Genomic DNA, 17,203 nt, shown 5'->3' with positions numbered 1-17,203 from the left:
ACTCATAAACAATGGATAGTAAAATAATTTCACTTGAAAATGTAGTCAAAAAATTCCCTGTGGGTGATGGCTACTTTACGGCTTTGGACCAAATCAACTTGGGGTTTGAAAAAGGTGAATTTGCAGGCCTGGTTGGTCCGAGTGGATCGGGAAAAACAACTCTGCTAAATATCATAGGTTCGCTTGACAAACCCACCGAAGGCGTAGCAATGGTGGCGGGAAAAGACGTGGCGAAGCTGAGCCACAAAGAATCAGCTAAGTTGCGAAATTTGGAAATAGGGTTCATTTTCCAAGTGTATAACCTGCTCCCGGTCTACACGGTATTCGAAAATGTAGAATTTGCCCTCTTGCTCCAAGATAAGTCCAAAGCTGAACGCAAAAAAGCGGTGATGGATTCTTTGGAATGGGTGGGCTTGCAAGACATGGCAGACAAGAAGATTTCCAAGCTTTCGGGCGGGGAAGGCCAGCGGGTAGCCATTGCCCGAGCCATGGTGAAACGCCCCCAAATCGTCCTTGCCGATGAACCTTCGGCAAACCTCGATGCTAAAAACACTTATGCCATTATAGAAACTATGAAACGGCTTAACAAGGAACTGGATACCACTTTCCTTTTCTCTACTCACGACGAAAAAGTAATGAAATACTTGGACAGAATTGTCCACTTGGAAGATGGAAAGGTGGTAAAAGATGAGATAATGGAGGGGGTGGCTAGTTCCTAGTTGCTTGTTGCTTGTTGCTTGTTGCTTGTTAAATTGATACGGCTACTTAAGGTCAATTCAAGCGGGACGCTTAAAAGTATATTCGGCACGAGCGAGACGCTCGCGCCAGCGTTCCTTCCTTTTTTGGAAAAACATTTTGACCCTAAGCTCGATTGCAATTCAGCTAGTTATTGGACACCAGTAACCTGTAACAGTAAACGGCTTTAGACAAAAAAAGCGTTCAACCCCTCATCTTACAACATGTTAAAATACAACCTTAAAACAACAAAGCGATGTTAGCTTTTAAATTAGCCTATAAAAATTTGGTTGGGGCAGGCCTGAGGACTTGGCTCAACGTGGGTGTGCTTTCCTTTGCCTTCGTGATCATCGTACTTTACAACGGTATTTTGGATGGCTGGAACCAACAGGCACGAACCGACACCATCAGCTGGGAGTACGGAGCTGGGCAATTGGTACATGAAGACTACGATCCTTACGATCCGTTTTCCCTACAAGATGGGTATGGAAAACTTGACCCAAGCCTACAAAAGGGGCTCACTCCCCTACTCATCCGCCAAGGGAATATTTATCCTAGCGGGAGGATGCTTCCTATTATATTAAAAGGCATCGATCCAAAACAAGAAACACTTGAAATCCCGACCCAAGCCTTGCTCAATTCCGATGCTGAAATACCAGTGATAATTGGGGAAAGAATGGCAGAGGCCGCCAAACTCAAAAAAGGCGATCAAGTGTTGCTCAGGTGGAGGGACAAAGGAGGCACATTTGATGCGGTGAATATCACCATTGCCGATGTATTTGAAACCATAGTCCCCACGGTGGACAACGGGCAGGTTTGGATACCCATAGAAAAACTTTGGGAAATGACAGGAATGGAGAATGAAGCAACCCTTTTTATTGCAAATGAAAATTTTTCTCCTTCCCAAATCGATGGCTGGGAATTCAAAGACCTTAGCATGTTATTGGCTGATTTAGATGCAATGATCGCCTCCAAAAAAGTTGGTTCGTCAGTCATGTACGGCCTGCTTTTGACCATAGCTTTACTAGCTATATTCGACACACAAGTTCTTTCCATTTTCAGAAGGCAAAGAGAAATCGGTACCTACATTTCTTTGGGAATGACCCGCCAGCAAGTTGTTTATTTATTTACGGTGGAAGGCGGATTCAACAGTATTTTAGCCACTTTAGTAGGCTGTGTTTGGGGAATTCCACTTCTCATCTACTTGGCAAAAGTGGGCATGGGCATGCCTGGCAATGCTGACGAAATGGGCATTGCTGTTGGCGAACGAATCTACCCTGTTTATGGCCTGGGCTTAATCTTGGGAACCATTGCCTTGGTAGTGATTTCAGCTACTATCGTCAGCTTTTTACCTTCCCGCAAGATTTCCAAAATGGATCCAGTTGATGCACTTAAAGGAAAAATACAATGATAGAGTTCTTATTAAAAGGCATAATGCGCGACAAAAACAGAAGTCAGCTCCCTATTATTATTGTCGCAATTGGCGTGATGCTCACGGTGATGCTCAGCGGCTACATCAGAGGCGCAATGGGCGATATGATAGACCTCAACGCCCGTTTTGAAACGGGACATGTGAAGGTGATGAGCCAAGCTTATTTTGATAATGCAAGCCAGTTGCCAAACGACCTAGCACTACTCGATGCCCACAAAACAGTTGAGCATTTGAAGACAGATTATTCTTCTATAACTTGGGTAGAACGCATCAAATTTGGGGGGCTACTTGATGTACCCGATGAAAACGGAGAGACTGTTGGGCAAGGTCCGGGTGCTGGAATGGCGTTGGACTTGCTCCACCAAGAAAGTGGGGAAATTGACCGAATGAATATTGAAAGCGCATTGGTGGAAGGAACTGTTCCTCAACAGCCAGGGCATGCCATCATCGGCTATGATTTTGCCACGCGCTTAAACTTGAAACCTGGCGATGATATCACGTTCTTCGGCTCGACCATGAACGGCAGCATGACTTTCAAAAACTTCAAAGTGGCAGGTTTGATCAAATTTGGCACACCGTCCATGGACAGGGGAGCTTTTATAGTAGATATTTCCGATGCGAGGGAAATGCTAGATATGGACGACGCTGTAGGAGAAATCCTCGGATTTTTGCCCAACGAAACCTATGTAGACGAAGAAGCAAAAGCGCTCACAGCAAGCTTCAACGAAAAATATATGGACAAAGCGGATGAATATTCACCTGTGATGGTACCGCTTAGCGGGCAAGCGGGCTTAGGTTCTTACCTCGAATACGTCGATGTATTTTCCTTCCTTTTCGTCGGGATATTTGTCTTTGCCATGTCCATTGTACTTTGGAACACTGGCTTATTGGGAGGCTTGCGCCGATACAAAGAATTTGGCATCAGGCTAGCTTTGGGCGAGTCGAAGGGGAAAATCTATCGCTCCCTCCTAGCCGAAGCCTTGCTTATTGGTTTCATAGGCTCGTTCATCGGCACGCTCATTGGCTTGGGAGTAACCTACTACATGCAAGTGGTCGGCATAGACATCAGCGATATGCTCGCAAACATTACCATGATGATGCCTTCGGTGCTCCGCTCCAAATTCAGCCCCGAACTGCTCTATATCGGGTTCATCCCCGGCGTATTGGCAATGGTGGTGGGAAACATGCTCTCAGGCATCGGAATTTACCAACGCGAAACCGCCCAGCTTTTCAAGGAACTTGAGGTTTGAAACTGGTTACTTGTTGCTGGTTTCTAGTTACTGGTTTTTCGTAATGCCGTAAAAAAAGCGATAGCGCAAGTGTTCACCCACAATGGAATTGTTGTGCCTTGAATACTGTTCAGCGTCTCACTGAGGTTTAGAAGGGTTGCTGGTTACTAGTTTTTCGTAATGCCTTAAAAAAATGATATGAAAAGTTATAAGGATTTAGATGTTTATAATGAAGCATTTAGGCTGGGTATCAAAGTCCATAAAATGACAATGGAATTGCCTAAATATGAAATGTATGAGCAAGGCTCTCAAATAAGGCGATCCACCAAAAGTATAAAAGACAATATTGTTGAGGGGTTTTGACGAAGAAGGTATAAAAAAGAATTTATTCGTTTTTTGATTTTTGCCCAATCGTCATGCGATGAAGCCATTTCTCAACTTGAAATGATAAGTGAAATTCATTTTAAAGAAACACCTTTAAAGGAACTAATTGAAGATTATAACACACTTGGAAAAAAATTGAACAAGTTTATTCAGTTCGTAGAATCAAACTGGAAATCAGTGAAATAAAACTAGAAACTAGTAACCGCAGCGGCGGACCGTAAGTAACCCATTTTAACCATGAAAAAGTTAATCATATTCCTAACAGGACTCTTACTTCTATCCTTTCAAAACAGCGCACCGGACCCAGCTGTGATTATAGAAAAAGTAGATGCGAACATGACATCTAAAACGAGGGTATTTACCTCTACCATGGTGGTGCATGGCAAGCGAAATAGCCGCAGTATTACCTCAAAAGGATATGCGGAGGGCAACTTCAAATCGTTTACCGAATACCTCAGTCCTGCTCGCGAGCAAGGAACTAAAATGCTAAAACTGGAAGATAGGCTGTGGATTTACTCGCCTTCGTCTGACCGCTCTATCCAGATTTCAGGACACATGCTCCGCCAATCGGTAATGGGCTCGGACCTTTCGTATGAAGACATGATGGAGCAACGGGAACTGCTCGACATGTACGATGCAAAAGTGATAGGCGAAGAAGAAATTGACGGTAGGAAAACATGGATACTGGAACTGATTGCCAAGGTGGATGACGTAAGTTACCACAAACGGAAAATGTGGATAGATGAAGAACGATATGTCCCCCTCAAAGAAGAACTTTTCGCCAAGAGCGGGCAACTCTTAAAGAAAACCACACTGACCAATGTAGTGCAGATAGAAGGGCGCTGGTATCCGAAAAACATGAATTATAAGGACATGCTCAAAGATGGAAAAGGAACGGATTTCATTTTGGACGAAGTAGAATTTGACGTGGAAATTCCAGAGCATATTTTTAGCAAGGCTTCGCTTAGGAAGTAATCATTTTCCTTCGGGATAGCCCCTTGTCCCTGAGCTTGGGACTGATTTGTAAATTGTATAGAGGGAAAAAAACATCTAAACCCATAAAACTTCATATAATGTACTCCAAGCCCTATATAGGTATTTTTCTTTACAAGAAAGGGCTAGGCTTCTCAGAAAAACAATTCTTCTGCACTATATTTATGGGGATAGCCATAAGAGAAATAACAGGAATTGTCCTGTTATTCAATTGTTGTAAACCATTTGAATCCAACCAACGAAATGACATTTGACAAAGAAAAATATACTGACAAAAAACATTTGATGATTGTTGGGAAATCTGAAAACGAAAGAAAAAAATACGTTGACGATATAATTTCTACTTCAGATAAAGTTATCTATCGATTTAAAAGAAATCTAAAAGACTTTGATGAATATATTGAAGAAGTAAGAAATATTTTCCCATTTATTCCTTGCAATTGGGACGAGCAAAATCCAAAAAAATGGACTTTAAATCAAATTTGGGATTTTCATTTGGATTGGACTGATGACACCTTTAACATCCTAATCGTCCTTGAGGAATTTGGCGAAATCGAAGATAATTGGAAAACACAGATCATTAGAGATTATTTCACAACGTCATATGACCAAGAAAAAGAAAACAAATCAAAGCTGAATTTTCAACTAATTCTAACACTTGAAAAAGAAAATGAATTAATTAAAAACGTGATTTATGAATTTGGACTAAATGAAAATGAGAAAAGAACAGAAGAACAAATCATAAACGGAAAATTGAAAATAATTAATTTAGAGTGGGAATAAAAAAACGCTCTACAATCGAGTAGGCGGCCGTGAGCCATAAGCCCACGGTGTACCTCTGGTACGCCAGCCCGGTCACACCACCGCACGTACGGGTCTCGTATACGGCGGTTCACCAGATCAGAGCTCCACTGGCGCTAGCCTCCGCTCGTGACCCCTTGTCCCTGAGCTTGGGACTGATTTGTTGCATAATTTTCGCTTCTCGATCTGGAAGATATTGCTTAGAAGCCCATCAGTTGGGTAGGCTTTTTTGCTTGGCTAACCGTATAATTAAACGTTTATATAAACGTATAATCCTGCGGTTGTTTTTGTTTGAAAGATCAGCATTTTGTAAATTGTATAGAGGGAAAAACAACTACGCCCATAAAACTTCAAATAATGTACTCCAAGCCCTATATAGGTGTTTTTCTTTATAAGAAAATGGTAATCTCCTCGGAAAAACAATTCTTCTACACTATATTTATGGGGATAGCCATAAGAGAAATAACAGGAATTGTCCTGTTATTCAATTGTTACCACACATTTAAATGAGACACTGCATATACATAACATTTTTGTTGATTTTGATGAGCTGTAACCCTTTTCATCCTGATAGAGTTGAAAGGAACCAACCCAGATTTAAAAACATATTTGAAAAAGCGATGAAGTTAAGACTATATAAAGTTGAGTCCGAAGATAAGAATGAGATTGCTAAATTATTAAAAATGTATTCGATAGATGAGTTGAATATTGTTCTAGTAGATACATTAAATAAAGTAGGATATGATAGTGTAGCTATTTTTTCAAAAAAAAGTGGATTTCTATGGACAGCTCATAAAAACATAGTATATGATTTTGCGACTTATCCAAGAAATTTCGGAGATGAGGATTATCCTACGGCATCACAACGCAAATTACAAATAAGTGATAGATGGTACTATGAAACTATTGGATTTGATTGAAAATGATTAAGAAATTCAAACTAACAATATTGATAATATTCATCTCTTCCTTCGGAGTGAAAGGACAAAGTTTGTTGAAAGGCAGTGTTCGCACTTACAACTCTGATTTTGAGACTCAAGGTATTAACGCGATTGTTTTAAATCCTCAGACTGAAAGATATTTTACAGGTTCAGTTGTGGATTCTATTGGAAATTTTAAAATTGACTCTGTTCCAAATGGCAAAATTGATTTGTAATTTAGTTTTATTGGATGTTACAATACTATAATAACAGACATTGAACTAAATAATGACACGATTGAAATCTTAAACATTCCAATATTTGAAGGTGACGTTGAGATTGCCTGGGATGGATTTTGTGAAAAGAAATTACTTTGGGGTTTGATTAAAAGATCCCCACCCAAAGGGCGGGGAATTGTGATAGCCCCTGTAAGGGGGTAAACTGCCCTTGCCCCCAAAGGAGGCAAAGGAATTCATTGTCCCCGGTTATAAATCTATTTTATTACTTTGTTATTCTTAGCTCTCGTTCTTTTTTTCCTGTTCTTCTTGATACTCCACGTAAAGCCTTATCTTTTCTGGGTCAAGCCCTACCGTATCAACACAATAGCCTGTTGCCCAAAAACGGTTGCCCCAATAGGGGCGTTGCTTCAGCTTCTTGAACTTTGAAAACAACCGTATGGCTGTCCGGCCCTTCAAGATCCCCACCACATCGGAAACCGAATATTTGGGAGGGATATCGATAATCAAGTGAACATGGTCCTTTTGGACGTTCAGCGTATCGATAATACATTTCTTTTGGGAGGCGTACTGCATTATATGCTCTATTGCTGCCCTTTTTATTGCTCCTTCGAGGATCCTATACCTATATTTAGGTGTCCAAACTATATGGTACTTGCAATACCAGATCGAATGTGACAATTTGTGAAAACGGCTCATAATATATTCTTCGGTTGTGGGGACAACTCTTGAATATAATCATTGGGCCGTTTTCTGGCTTAGCCACGCAGAGCGGTTATTAACCACGCTCATAGAGCGTGGATTTCTAAGTTGATATTAAATATAAAAAAGCTTGTGGAGGTACAGAATTTTATGAAAACTCTCAATTTCCAGAAAACAACCAGATATATATTGACTGTAAATCATCGGAGTCTGATTCGATACTTTTTGAATTGAATCCTAATACAGACAATATAAAAGTTGACTATGAAATGATAAAAACGTGCGGTAACAATGTGTATACAAAATAGGCGAAATAATGGTAAATTCAAGGGTTGTAGCCCGCTTCAATTTCTCAACGTTTTGATAGGTTTGAAGCCCGCAATCGCCTACTTTGTGAACTATCTAGTTTTGTTGGTATAAATTTATAAGTCCGTAAACTTAGGGATTATGGCAAGAAAACAATACGACAAAGAGTTCAAAGAAACCTTGATAGAATTGGTCAAAAGCGGCAAAAGCACGGCCGAGTTGAGTAAAGAGTATAAAATAGCGGACGGTACTATAAGAAGGTGGGTGAGGGAGTTTAAATCAGAAACGGGTGTTTTTAAAGACGAGGCCACACTAGCTTTGGAAAAGGAATTGAAGTCACTCAAAAAGCGGCTCAAAGACGCTGAAATGGAACGTGATATCTTAAAAAAACAGGGACGCCTGCCGGGCATAAGCTTCTCCAAGAGCGACAGGTAAGGTATGGTTTTATACTTGAACACAAGGGGGAATATCCTGTTGATAAGATGTGCAAGCTGATGCGGGTGAGCACCAATGGCTATTATAATTGGCTGAGACCAAAAGCCACAAAGAGCCCGAGCCCCTCGACCGATTATCTTAAGATGCGTATCAAGATCATCTTTGACAAGAGCAAAGGGACTTATGGCGCCACAAGGGTCTGCAAAGCCCTGGAACGAGAAAAACTGGTTTATTCCAGGTCTTATATAGCATTGCTGATGAGGCAACTAGGGCTGAAAGCTGTGATGTGCAGAAAGTATAAAGTGGCCACTACAGATTCAAACCATAAGTTCCCTGTTGCCGAGAACAGGCTAAACAGGGACTTTGAAAGCCAAGTGCTCGGCCAAAAGTGGGTCTCTGATATTACCTACATCATGGTCGGCAACAAGTGGCATTATGTGACAACGGTAATGGATTTGGCGGACAGGAAAATCATTGCCTGGGTGCTCAGTGACGACATGACAACCGAGAACACCGTTTATGAAGCTTGGATAAAAGCTAGGGAAAAAAGGGAGATAACAGAAGGCCATATCTTCCATTCCGACAGGGGGATCCAATATGCCTCAAAGCTGTTTTCATCCTCTTTTAAAGGGAATATGAACCAAAGCATGAGCCGAAAAGGTAATTGTTGGGACAATGCCGTCGCAGAGTCTTTCTTTAAGACACTAAAATATGAATGTGTCAACAGGTATCGATTTATAGATTGTGGACACGCCTTTGGCGTCATTGATGAATATATCAACTGGTACAACAATGAAAGGCTTCATTCCAGCTTAGGTTACCTGACTCCTGCTGAAAAAGAATTACAATTGAGAATTAAACAATTTGATAAAGTGGCTTAATAAATTTGTACCATTTTTAGTAGGTAGTCCATTGCATATACTCAACGTTGTAGAGCATTTGAAACCAAGATGTCAAACATTAAATAGAAATATGAAGTCACCAAAGCTTAGCGATTTAAAATCAATACATGAATGGATAAGGGATGCATCTAATGCTGAAGTCTTTTTTGTGTCATTATTAACTTATCCCTTTTTTGCAATTCTTTACTCATGGGCAATAAAAACAATTGGACTAGATGATTACAAACTTTTGATTATCATAGTTGTGACGGTACTTTACATATTTGCAATCATAATAATGAAAAATATCCAGACAATAGATGAAGAACTGAAAGAGCATTAATTATTAAGAACCATGCTAAGACATTTGAGAAAGAATACATTGGATTTAATAAATTAAAAGAAAAAGATAAAAAATATAATGAAGCATATATTAAGAGGTTGATTCGCAAATACCCCAATGAACTTATAATTGCCAAGTTTGGAGATAATCAAGAAGGAATAAAAGTTTTAAAATTCAGTGAGCTTATGCTTCCTAATTTATAAAAATACTACAACATTATGAACTATCTATTATTTGGAGGAGCAAGAGATACTGGAAAATCAGAATCAGTATATAATTTAGCAAATCATTTAGTAAGGAACTTATCGTATAGTGTAAGAAGCGGTAATTTACCGAATTCATATGCAGAATTTCAGTGCATTATAGAAAAAAATGATAACGTTATATTAATTCAATCATATACAGACTTAGTTCAAAATATAAAATCGTTAAAAGGAATATTTAATTCAAATCCAGATATTACACATATAATAACAGCCAATAGAAACGAAGGTGATTATATGAGACAGAGATTTAGAAATATTATGAATATTACATCTAATGATTATGTTTTTGAAATTCCTTTAGGAAAAGTCATCTCTGGGAATACTAGAGAAATAAATATTAAGTGGTATTTAAAAGGAATTCTTAAGGTGGCAATTGGGATTTCAAATCAGTCACCTTTTAGTTTTTAAAATTAGTGGCAGTAACACGACAGAAATAAAAACGGTTTACAATCGAGTAGGCGGCCGTGAGCCATAAGCCCACGGTGCACCTCACGAGGCGTGCCCCTGGAACGCCAGCCCGGTCACACCACCGTACGTACGGGTCTCGTATACGGCGGTTCACCAGATCAGAGCTTCACTTTTTGGTAGTGGTCAATCATACTCATGTACCCTCTCTTCTTTAGGCGGACTTCGGTGATGGTCGTACGTAAAATAGGGCTTTGGGCTACTGCCCATCCTCACATCCTTGTTCGACCGCAGCGGCGGACCGCTCCAGGCATAAGCCATACCTTGTTCCACTCCTAAACGAATGAGGTTTTTACGTTTACGTTCAAGCTTTTTCCAGTCGTGCCATATGTAGAATCTCCGCTCGTGACCTTTGCCTATATCCAACGCAACCTCACTCTTATACAAATTTGCCCATCAACTATCGGCTATTTTCTAGCCGCTCTGCTATTCTCGTTCGTTAAAAAGCCTCCCCTTTGCGCAGCTCCTGCTAATTAAGATTGACTTTTTAAACGACATACTTATTATGTCTAATAGTAGCCTGTGACCCATCTGCAACATTGCAAATTTTCCCGTTTGGAGGTTTTATTAGATGTAAAAGAACCTCGTAGAGGTTCCATTATTGTAGATTTGGCGAAGCAGATGAAAACAACGCCGTAGGTGTTGCAGAAACATACATTTTCTCAAATTCTGCAACACCTACGGCGTTGACTAAATTTTTACAACAATAAACTACAAAACTGAAACCCCTACAGGGTTTTTCCTCTAAGCATCTTTACAAACATGACGGTTATTTAGTCAATCTTAATAAGCAGGAGATGCTCCGCTCCGTCCAAACAAATACAGTAATCAATCACAAAAAAACTGAACCGTAAATAGCTTACGGACTGGCGTTCGAACTTAGCAATGTAATTAAGACACAAACTCAAACTAACCATTGTGAACTAACGAATTATGAACGCTACACAAGAAGCCCTCCGCACAAGTAAGCTGATTATGGTGACAGCTAACAACAACAATAAGTTTTATGAGATGAAAGAAAGTGGGGACGGAACTTTTGAGGTAAAATACGGTAGAGTTGGTACTGCTGGCGCTTTCCAAAACTACCCTATTGCCCAGTGGGACAGGAAATACAAGGAAAAAATCAGAAAAGGGTACAAAGACCAAAGCCACCTCTTTGCCAAGCCCACAGAAAGTCTGGTAAGCTTCGAAGGAATGTCCGATGATACGATCAATTCTTTGATCAAAACGCTGTATCGCTATGCCCAAAAATCGATCAGCCAGCATTATAATGTCACAGCCGAGGAGGTAACGCAAGCGCAGCTGGAAGAAGCCCAAGCAGTTTTAAACCAACTTGTGGGAGCAGCAAAAATCGGTATGGATGTTCAAAGGTTCAACCAATTGCTGATAGAACTCTATCAAGTAATTCCCCGAAGAATGAGCAGCGTGACCGACCATTTGGCAACTTCTTGTAACAACGCTGCTGAACTAGAAGAGGTGAATAAACTAATCTCTCAAGAGCAGGAAACCCTCGACGTAATGGAAGGGCAAGTGAAGCTGACTTCTCAAACCGAAGATGCGCCTAGGGAAGAAAAAATAGACATCATCCAAAAGCTGGGAATCGATATCAAGAAAGTGGATGACAGCAAGGTGATCAAAAACATCCAGAAGATGATGGGTAGCGAAAAAGGATTGATCCACCAAGTTTTTGAGGTGAGTAACAAACGGACACAAGTAGCATTCGACAACTATGTAGCCTCTCAAAGGCATAAAAAAACCACTCTTTTTTGGCACGGAAGCCGCAACGAAAACTGGATGTCGATACTGGAAACTGGCTTGGTCCTTCGCCCAACGAATGCCATTATCTCGGGAAAGATGTTTGGCTACGGGCTATACTTCGCTGATAAGTTCAAGAAGTCACTCAACTATTCCTCCTTGCGGGGCTCTTACTGGGCAGGAGGAAATTCCAGCCAAGCCTTTTTGGCTATTTACGATGTGTACTTGGGCAGGTCGCTCAAGCTCCGCAACCACCAACCTTGGTGCTACGAACTCAACGAGGAAAAACTAAAAGAAAGAGGACGGTACAACAGCTTATATGCGAAAGGCGGTGCCGACTTGATCAATAATGAATACATCGTTTACAACGAAAATCAGTGTACTATAAAATATTTGGTAGAGGTAAAAAAGTAAGCAAATTGGATTATATCACGGTTTGTGACAATAAAGATATTCCCAACTACCAATAACACACTTAGTTCAGGCTAAAGCCGAATAAGTATGGTGTTATTCAACGGGCTAAAGCCCGTTACTAGTGATAAAAGAATCAATAGGCGGGGCTTTCAAGCCCCGTCTGGAAATAAAAACGACATTGGCTTTAGCCCAAACTAAATTTTATAGCCAAGAAGACTATAAAAACTAATCCGTGATAAACTCTATTCTAAAAAACAATAAAACTATGAAAACACTCACAAAAGACATCGTACTCAACATAGCAGAAGGATTGATGGAAATCAATGGAAATACGACTACCCTAGAAGTTAAAAACGAGCTCCGCTTCCAAGGCTATTTTGCCATACAGAAAGACATTTCATTTGCTATGGACGCCCTCTGTTATCAATATGACTGGACCTTTATTTTCAATGGGAGTTTCCGAATCTATCTTCTCAATAAGAAAGTAGGTAGCTCACATATAGCATCGGGGTTTTCGCTCAACTAAGCAGCCCGAATAGAAGAATAACTGACACCCTCATCTGGGTAATACTATAATATCACATCAAAAAAAGCCTGATTGAAGCCTGAATAAAATAGGTTTTGATCAGGCTTTTATATTGCTAAATCTGGAAGTCCGAGCTATAGCCCAACACAATCTCCCCAAATTATTTTACTCAAAAACATGGTTTAAAGCATTTTTAAAAGCATTTCCAAGTTTGTCTAGTTTTATTTGAGTACCTTTTATTAGTCTCAAAGCAATTAGTTTACTATTTTTACATTTGAACAATAAACTTTATATATAAATTAAATATGAAAAACGTCACACATACTTTTCGGAGAGAAAAGCATTCTCCGACCTTAACCAAGTCCTTATTCTTCATTTTGCTCACGATCGTTTGGGCGGGAAGCATTTTAGCCCAACCAAATACCATTACTCCGCATACGGAGAATAGCGAGGCGGTAAAAGACCTCAGCGGTTATAAATGGAAAATGAAAATGATGCTCCCCGGTGAGGGAGTAAAGCAAGGTTTGCACGAACTTCCGCCAGAAGACATTGAAACATTGGTATGGAACCCTGCAAGAGTTCCGGGCGATGTGTACACCGACCTCTGGAAAGCAGGGGCGATTGATGATCCTTATTATGCTCGCAACAGCGTGAAAGCTCAGTGGGTACAACAATACGAATGGTGGTATTCCATCCAGTTCAACGTAACCGAAGATATCAGCGATCAAGTACTCCGCTTGGTTTTTGAAGGGGTAGATTATAGTTGCGATGTATGGCTTAATGGCCACTATTTGGGCAAGCACGAAGGCGCATTTTCTTCTTTTTCTTTTGATATAAACGAAGCCCTTAGGGTATCGAAACAAAGGCTGGAAAGCACCAACATGTTGGTAGTGAAGCTTGATCCTCCTCCCCAAGTAAATGCAAAAGTTGCCGGAAAGAAAACCCCATGGTTTGGCGATTACTGGAGAGATTTGATTCCATTTGGAATTTGGAGACCTGTAAAAATCGTATCGACAGGTGCAGTTCGTTTTGAAGATGTGTACGCCAACACGAGCATCAATAAAGACGGCAGCGCCAATGTAAAAATGGAGTTTGAAGTAGAAAATACTTCAAACGCTGCAAAGGAGATGAACCTAATTGCTTCTTTGGAAGGAAAAAACTTCGAATCGAAAACCCAAACGGTTGAGTTTACACAAACTGTTCCTCCTGGAAAGCATAAGTTTTCAAAAGATATTTTGGTGAAAAAGCCGCAACTCTGGTGGCCATGGGATTTGGGTAAACCCAACCTTTACCAAGCAAAAATTTCTTTGAAAGAAGGTAAAACAAACCACGATTACAAAGAAGTGACTTTCGGAATTCGTGAAGTCACTATGGAATGGAACCCGGGCTTTACAAAAGACGAGGTAAGTTTGCCCCGTACTACGCTCATCAACGGTAAAAACCATTTTATCCGCTCAGCTTGCTGGGGTGGGCCTCCAGATATTTTTGTAGGTCGTACGACACCAGATAAGTACAAGAAACTGATCGAGATGGCAAAGGCTGCCAACATGAACAATATCCGTATTTTCGGATGGCACCCACCCGAAATCCCGATCTTTTATGAAATGTGTAACGAAGCCGGGCTTACGGTTTGGCAAGACATGATTCCGCTGGGAACTGGTAATTTGCCAAAAGATGAAAAACTTTTGGACGAGATCATCCATGAAGCAGTAGTAGTTATTAAAGAACGTCGTAACCACCCATCACTCATTATGATGGAAGGTGGTGAGGAAATGATGCTTCGCGCACGCGATGCCATGTTTGCCCGAAACTTCCTTGAAAGATTAGGCGATTCGCTCCAAAGCTATGCGAAACTTCCTTACGTGCCCGATTCTCCGCTAACCTGCCATGTTTCACAAAAAGCAGGGTTCAAGCCCAAAGAAGCAGTTCATGCGCTCATGTATTTCTACAATATGGGCCATGCCCTTATGGAAGACTGGTACCAAACACTGGATTACCCAATCGTTCCTGAATTTGCCATCACATCGGTACCTTCGGTGGAGAGTTTGAAAAAATTCATCCCCGAAAACGAAATGTGGCCTCCGGGCATTAGCTGGGGCCATCACTGGGCTGACCTCGACCGCTTGCGCATGCAAAACTTCGATGCCTTTGGCGATGAAAAAACAGGTTCACTAGAAGAATTTGTAAATGCCACGCAAGATGCCCAAGGGATTATTTTCCAAAATGGAATTGAGTATTTCAGAAGGCAAAAGCCCCGCCTTAGCGGAATAGCCCTTTGCCATTTTATCACCTACTGGCCTGATATGAAATGGGGAATTATTGACAACTATCAAAAGCCTAAGCGCTCTTACGAATTTGTAAAAAGAGCCTATCAACCACTTTTGGTCAACTTCAATTTCACTAAGCGCCGCTGGCACAAAGACGAGCCTTTCACAGGAGAGATCTGGGTTATCAATGATCTTTACGAAGAGTATAAAGGCTGCAAAATTGAACTGGCTATTAAAGATGATGAAAAGAACGTGCTGAAATCTTCGACGTTTGACGTAAAGTCGATCAAGGAAAACAGTGCACAGAAATTCTTTGATATCAGCGAAAATGTGTTGGGAGATGTTGAGAAAAACTTCTACATCAGCTTGAGTTTGAAAGACAAATCGGGAAAGGAAATTTCTAGCAATGAGTACATGCTATTGATAGGCGACCAAGAAGAGGCTACCAAGCATTTTAATGAAATGAGGCTGGAAATGCACAAGAAAAACAGCAAGCACACTTATGGTAACTATTACCGCTTCTTCCCACAAATAGTGGACGAAGATGGTGATACTTGGGACAGCGAAACCGAAATGCCTAGAGCAACTGGTTATCCAAAAAATTAATGACACTCACGTCTAATTAGGACGAATTTGAGTATTTTCACATTAAGCTAAAAAAGCCCGGTGCAATACACCGGGCCTTTTCATACCTCTCTAACTTAAGTAAAGAATTAGAAATAACCAAGCCCGAAAAACTTGTTCTTTTTGCCCAACTCTTCGACTAGCCGTCCGCGATGCAAAAAGACTCACGTAGCTTAGGCTACGCTCGTTTTTTCTTAAAAAAGTCTTTCACTTTTTAAGAAAAAGACAGTTAATCAACTCATTACCTTGTTGAAACCAGTAACCCGTAACTAGCATCTAGTAACCGTCAGTAGGGTCTAAAAAAAATAATAAGCATCATTTAAAACACTCGGTTATTTAGTTTACAGTGTAGTAAACCTGTTGGATAAAATCTGCCCAAATTTTCGTACCTTGTCATCAGAATCAAGAATAGAAGATCATGGAACTAGAAGATTTAGGCTTTGATGATTTTTTTGCCGAAGCAAGAAGCGAAGCTGGACTTGAAACATACGAAGTCGCTAGGGTTACCAAAGAACACAAAGAACGCTACACCTTGCACACTGGCTCTGATGAATACGATGGAGAGATTAGCGGCCACTTGCGCTTCACTGCCGCAGAGCGTTCAGATTTCCCCGCCGTTGGCGATTGGGTAGTATTTCTTCCCTTCGATGGGGGCATGGGAATTATCCATCAGATATTACCCCGGAAAACCTTGCTAGAAAGGCAGGCTGTGGGCAAACATGGAGAAAAGCAGATCATCGCAGCAAACATAGACACGGCTTTCATCGTACAGGCTGCCGACCGAGACTTCAACCTCAACCGACTGGAAAGATACTTGACCATTTGCCTTGGCGCAGGCATCACTCCTATCATTTTGGTAAATAAAATTGATTTGGTGGAAAAAACTGAGCTGGACGAGATGGTGGAAAGCATTGAAGAACGTATTCCAAATGTGCCGATTTTACTGAACAGCAACGAGACCGAAGAAGGCTTGGATTCGCTAAAAGCAAAAATTGAAACAGGCAAAACCTATTGCCTCATTGGCTCTTCGGGAGTGGGGAAATCTACGTTGGTGAATAAGCTGAGCGAAGCTGATATTTTGAAAACCAGAGACATAAGCGACAGCAATAGCAAGGGAAGGCACACGACTAGCCATCGCGAATTAGTGGTGTTGGGCAATGGGGGAATCGTGATCGATACGCCAGGCATGCGAGAATTGGGTATGACGGACAATGCAGAGGGCATCAGCCAGACTTTTGAACAAATAGAAGAACTTGCCCAAGACTGTAAATATTCGGATTGCACACATCAGCAGGAAGAAGGCTGCGCCGTGTTGGAAGCATTGGAAAACAACGAACTTGATACCTCTGTTTTTGAAAATTATATGAAAATGCAGCGGGAGCAATTCCATTTCCAAGCCACGGTTGCCGAAAAGCGAAAGCGGGACAAATCTTTTGGGAAAATGTATAGGGCTGTTTCGAAGGAACGGAAAAAGAATAAGTATTGAACT

At 40.9% G+C, this 17,203-nt stretch carries 14 protein-coding genes and 1 pseudogene; 14 read left to right on the top strand and 1 reads right to left on the bottom strand.

The window, feature by feature from the left end:
- The first annotated feature begins 11 nt into the window (after positions 1-11).
- The 7 genes from R9C00_11725 to R9C00_11695 all read left to right on the top strand — a co-directional run bounded on the left by R9C00_11725 (position 12) and on the right by R9C00_11695 (position 6,730).
- Positions 12-719 carry an ABC transporter ATP-binding protein gene (locus R9C00_11725; protein WPO38121.1) on the top strand — a complete coding sequence of 236 codons (708 nt, stop codon included), beginning with the start codon at positions 12-14 and terminating at the stop codon, positions 717-719.
- Positions 720-991: 272 nt separating this feature from the next.
- Complete coding sequence (locus R9C00_11720) at positions 992-2,146, top strand: FtsX-like permease family protein (protein WPO38120.1); 1,155 nt, start codon at positions 992-994, stop codon at positions 2,144-2,146.
- Positions 2,143-3,417 (top strand): FtsX-like permease family protein, encoded by a 1,275-nt coding sequence (locus tag R9C00_11715; GenBank protein WPO38119.1) that lies wholly within the window; start codon positions 2,143-2,145, stop codon positions 3,415-3,417. The genes R9C00_11720 and R9C00_11715 overlap by 4 nt, the downstream gene beginning before the upstream one ends.
- Positions 3,418-4,017: 600 nt before the next feature.
- Positions 4,018-4,755 (top strand): outer membrane lipoprotein-sorting protein, encoded by a 738-nt coding sequence (locus R9C00_11710; protein ID WPO38118.1) that lies wholly within the window; start codon positions 4,018-4,020, stop codon positions 4,753-4,755.
- Between the two features lie 261 nt (positions 4,756-5,016).
- On the top strand, positions 5,017-5,556 hold the full coding sequence (locus tag R9C00_11705; GenBank protein WPO38117.1) for a hypothetical protein: 540 nt from the start codon (positions 5,017-5,019) through the stop codon (positions 5,554-5,556).
- A gap of 638 nt (positions 5,557-6,194) precedes the next feature.
- Positions 6,195-6,494: a hypothetical protein gene (locus tag R9C00_11700; GenBank protein WPO38116.1), complete on the top strand. Its 300-nt coding sequence runs from the start codon at positions 6,195-6,197 to the stop codon at positions 6,492-6,494.
- A 2-nt stretch (positions 6,495-6,496) separates the two neighbouring features.
- Positions 6,497-6,730 (top strand): hypothetical protein, encoded by a 234-nt coding sequence (locus R9C00_11695; protein ID WPO38115.1) that lies wholly within the window; start codon positions 6,497-6,499, stop codon positions 6,728-6,730.
- Between the two features lie 279 nt (positions 6,731-7,009).
- On the opposite strand, the gene tnpA is transcribed toward R9C00_11695, so the two are convergent.
- Positions 7,010-7,429, bottom strand: a complete 420-nt coding sequence (gene tnpA / locus R9C00_11690) for an IS200/IS605 family transposase (protein ID WPO38114.1) — start codon at positions 7,427-7,429, stop codon at positions 7,010-7,012.
- Between the two features lie 450 nt (positions 7,430-7,879).
- Here tnpA and R9C00_11685 point away from each other — a divergent pair.
- The 7 genes and pseudogenes from R9C00_11685 to rsgA all read left to right on the top strand — a co-directional run bounded on the left by R9C00_11685 (position 7,880) and on the right by rsgA (position 17,200).
- Positions 7,880-9,054 (top strand): annotated as a pseudogene (locus R9C00_11685) (IS3 family transposase).
- Positions 9,055-9,145: 91 nt separating this feature from the next.
- A complete protein-coding gene (locus R9C00_11680; protein ID WPO38113.1) occupies positions 9,146-9,397 on the top strand; it encodes a hypothetical protein in 252 nt (83 codons plus the stop codon).
- 218 nt (positions 9,398-9,615) lie between these two features.
- A complete protein-coding gene (locus R9C00_11675) occupies positions 9,616-10,071 on the top strand; it encodes a hypothetical protein (protein ID WPO38112.1) in 456 nt (151 codons plus the stop codon).
- Positions 10,072-11,061: 990 nt separating this feature from the next.
- A complete protein-coding gene (locus R9C00_11670; protein ID WPO38111.1) occupies positions 11,062-12,297 on the top strand; it encodes a WGR domain-containing protein in 1,236 nt (411 codons plus the stop codon).
- Positions 12,298-12,562: 265 nt separating this feature from the next.
- Positions 12,563-12,823 carry a hypothetical protein gene (locus R9C00_11665; GenBank protein WPO38110.1) on the top strand — a complete coding sequence of 87 codons (261 nt, stop codon included), beginning with the start codon at positions 12,563-12,565 and terminating at the stop codon, positions 12,821-12,823.
- A 305-nt stretch (positions 12,824-13,128) separates the two neighbouring features.
- On the top strand, positions 13,129-15,696 hold the full coding sequence (locus tag R9C00_11660; protein ID WPO38109.1) for a hypothetical protein: 2,568 nt from the start codon (positions 13,129-13,131) through the stop codon (positions 15,694-15,696).
- Positions 15,697-16,132: 436 nt separating this feature from the next.
- Positions 16,133-17,200 (top strand): ribosome small subunit-dependent GTPase A, encoded by a 1,068-nt coding sequence (gene rsgA / locus R9C00_11655; protein ID WPO38108.1) that lies wholly within the window; start codon positions 16,133-16,135, stop codon positions 17,198-17,200.
- Positions 17,201-17,203: the final 3 nt, after the last annotated feature.

The sequence above is a fragment of the Flammeovirgaceae bacterium SG7u.111 genome (assembly GCA_034044135.1).
Classification (GTDB): domain Bacteria; phylum Bacteroidota; class Bacteroidia; order Cytophagales; family Flammeovirgaceae.
This window is presented reverse-complemented; position numbering and strand designations above follow the sequence as displayed.

What these genes read in the sequence shown, in the direction of transcription:
- R9C00_11660 (WPO38109.1), top strand. Translation starts at nt 13,129, where the DNA reads ATGAAAAACGTCACACATACTTTTCGGAGAGAAAAGCATTCTCCGACC.
- R9C00_11695 (WPO38115.1), top strand. Translation starts at nt 6,497, where the DNA reads ATGATTAAGAAATTCAAACTAACAATATTGATAATATTCATCTCTTCC.
- R9C00_11700 (WPO38116.1), top strand. Translation starts at nt 6,195, where the DNA reads ATGAAGTTAAGACTATATAAAGTTGAGTCCGAAGATAAGAATGAGATT.
- rsgA (WPO38108.1), top strand. Translation starts at nt 16,133, where the DNA reads ATGGAACTAGAAGATTTAGGCTTTGATGATTTTTTTGCCGAAGCAAGA.
- R9C00_11680 (WPO38113.1), top strand. Translation starts at nt 9,146, where the DNA reads ATGAAGTCACCAAAGCTTAGCGATTTAAAATCAATACATGAATGGATA.
- R9C00_11720 (WPO38120.1), top strand. Translation starts at nt 992, where the DNA reads ATGTTAGCTTTTAAATTAGCCTATAAAAATTTGGTTGGGGCAGGCCTG.
- R9C00_11710 (WPO38118.1), top strand. Translation starts at nt 4,018, where the DNA reads ATGAAAAAGTTAATCATATTCCTAACAGGACTCTTACTTCTATCCTTT.
- R9C00_11715 (WPO38119.1), top strand. Translation starts at nt 2,143, where the DNA reads ATGATAGAGTTCTTATTAAAAGGCATAATGCGCGACAAAAACAGAAGT.
- tnpA (WPO38114.1), bottom strand. Translation starts at nt 7,429, where the DNA reads ATGAGCCGTTTTCACAAATTGTCACATTCGATCTGGTATTGCAAGTAC.
- R9C00_11725 (WPO38121.1), top strand. Translation starts at nt 12, where the DNA reads ATGGATAGTAAAATAATTTCACTTGAAAATGTAGTCAAAAAATTCCCT.
- R9C00_11705 (WPO38117.1), top strand. Translation starts at nt 5,017, where the DNA reads ATGACATTTGACAAAGAAAAATATACTGACAAAAAACATTTGATGATT.
- R9C00_11675 (WPO38112.1), top strand. Translation starts at nt 9,616, where the DNA reads ATGAACTATCTATTATTTGGAGGAGCAAGAGATACTGGAAAATCAGAA.
- R9C00_11665 (WPO38110.1), top strand. Translation starts at nt 12,563, where the DNA reads ATGAAAACACTCACAAAAGACATCGTACTCAACATAGCAGAAGGATTG.
- R9C00_11670 (WPO38111.1), top strand. Translation starts at nt 11,062, where the DNA reads ATGAACGCTACACAAGAAGCCCTCCGCACAAGTAAGCTGATTATGGTG.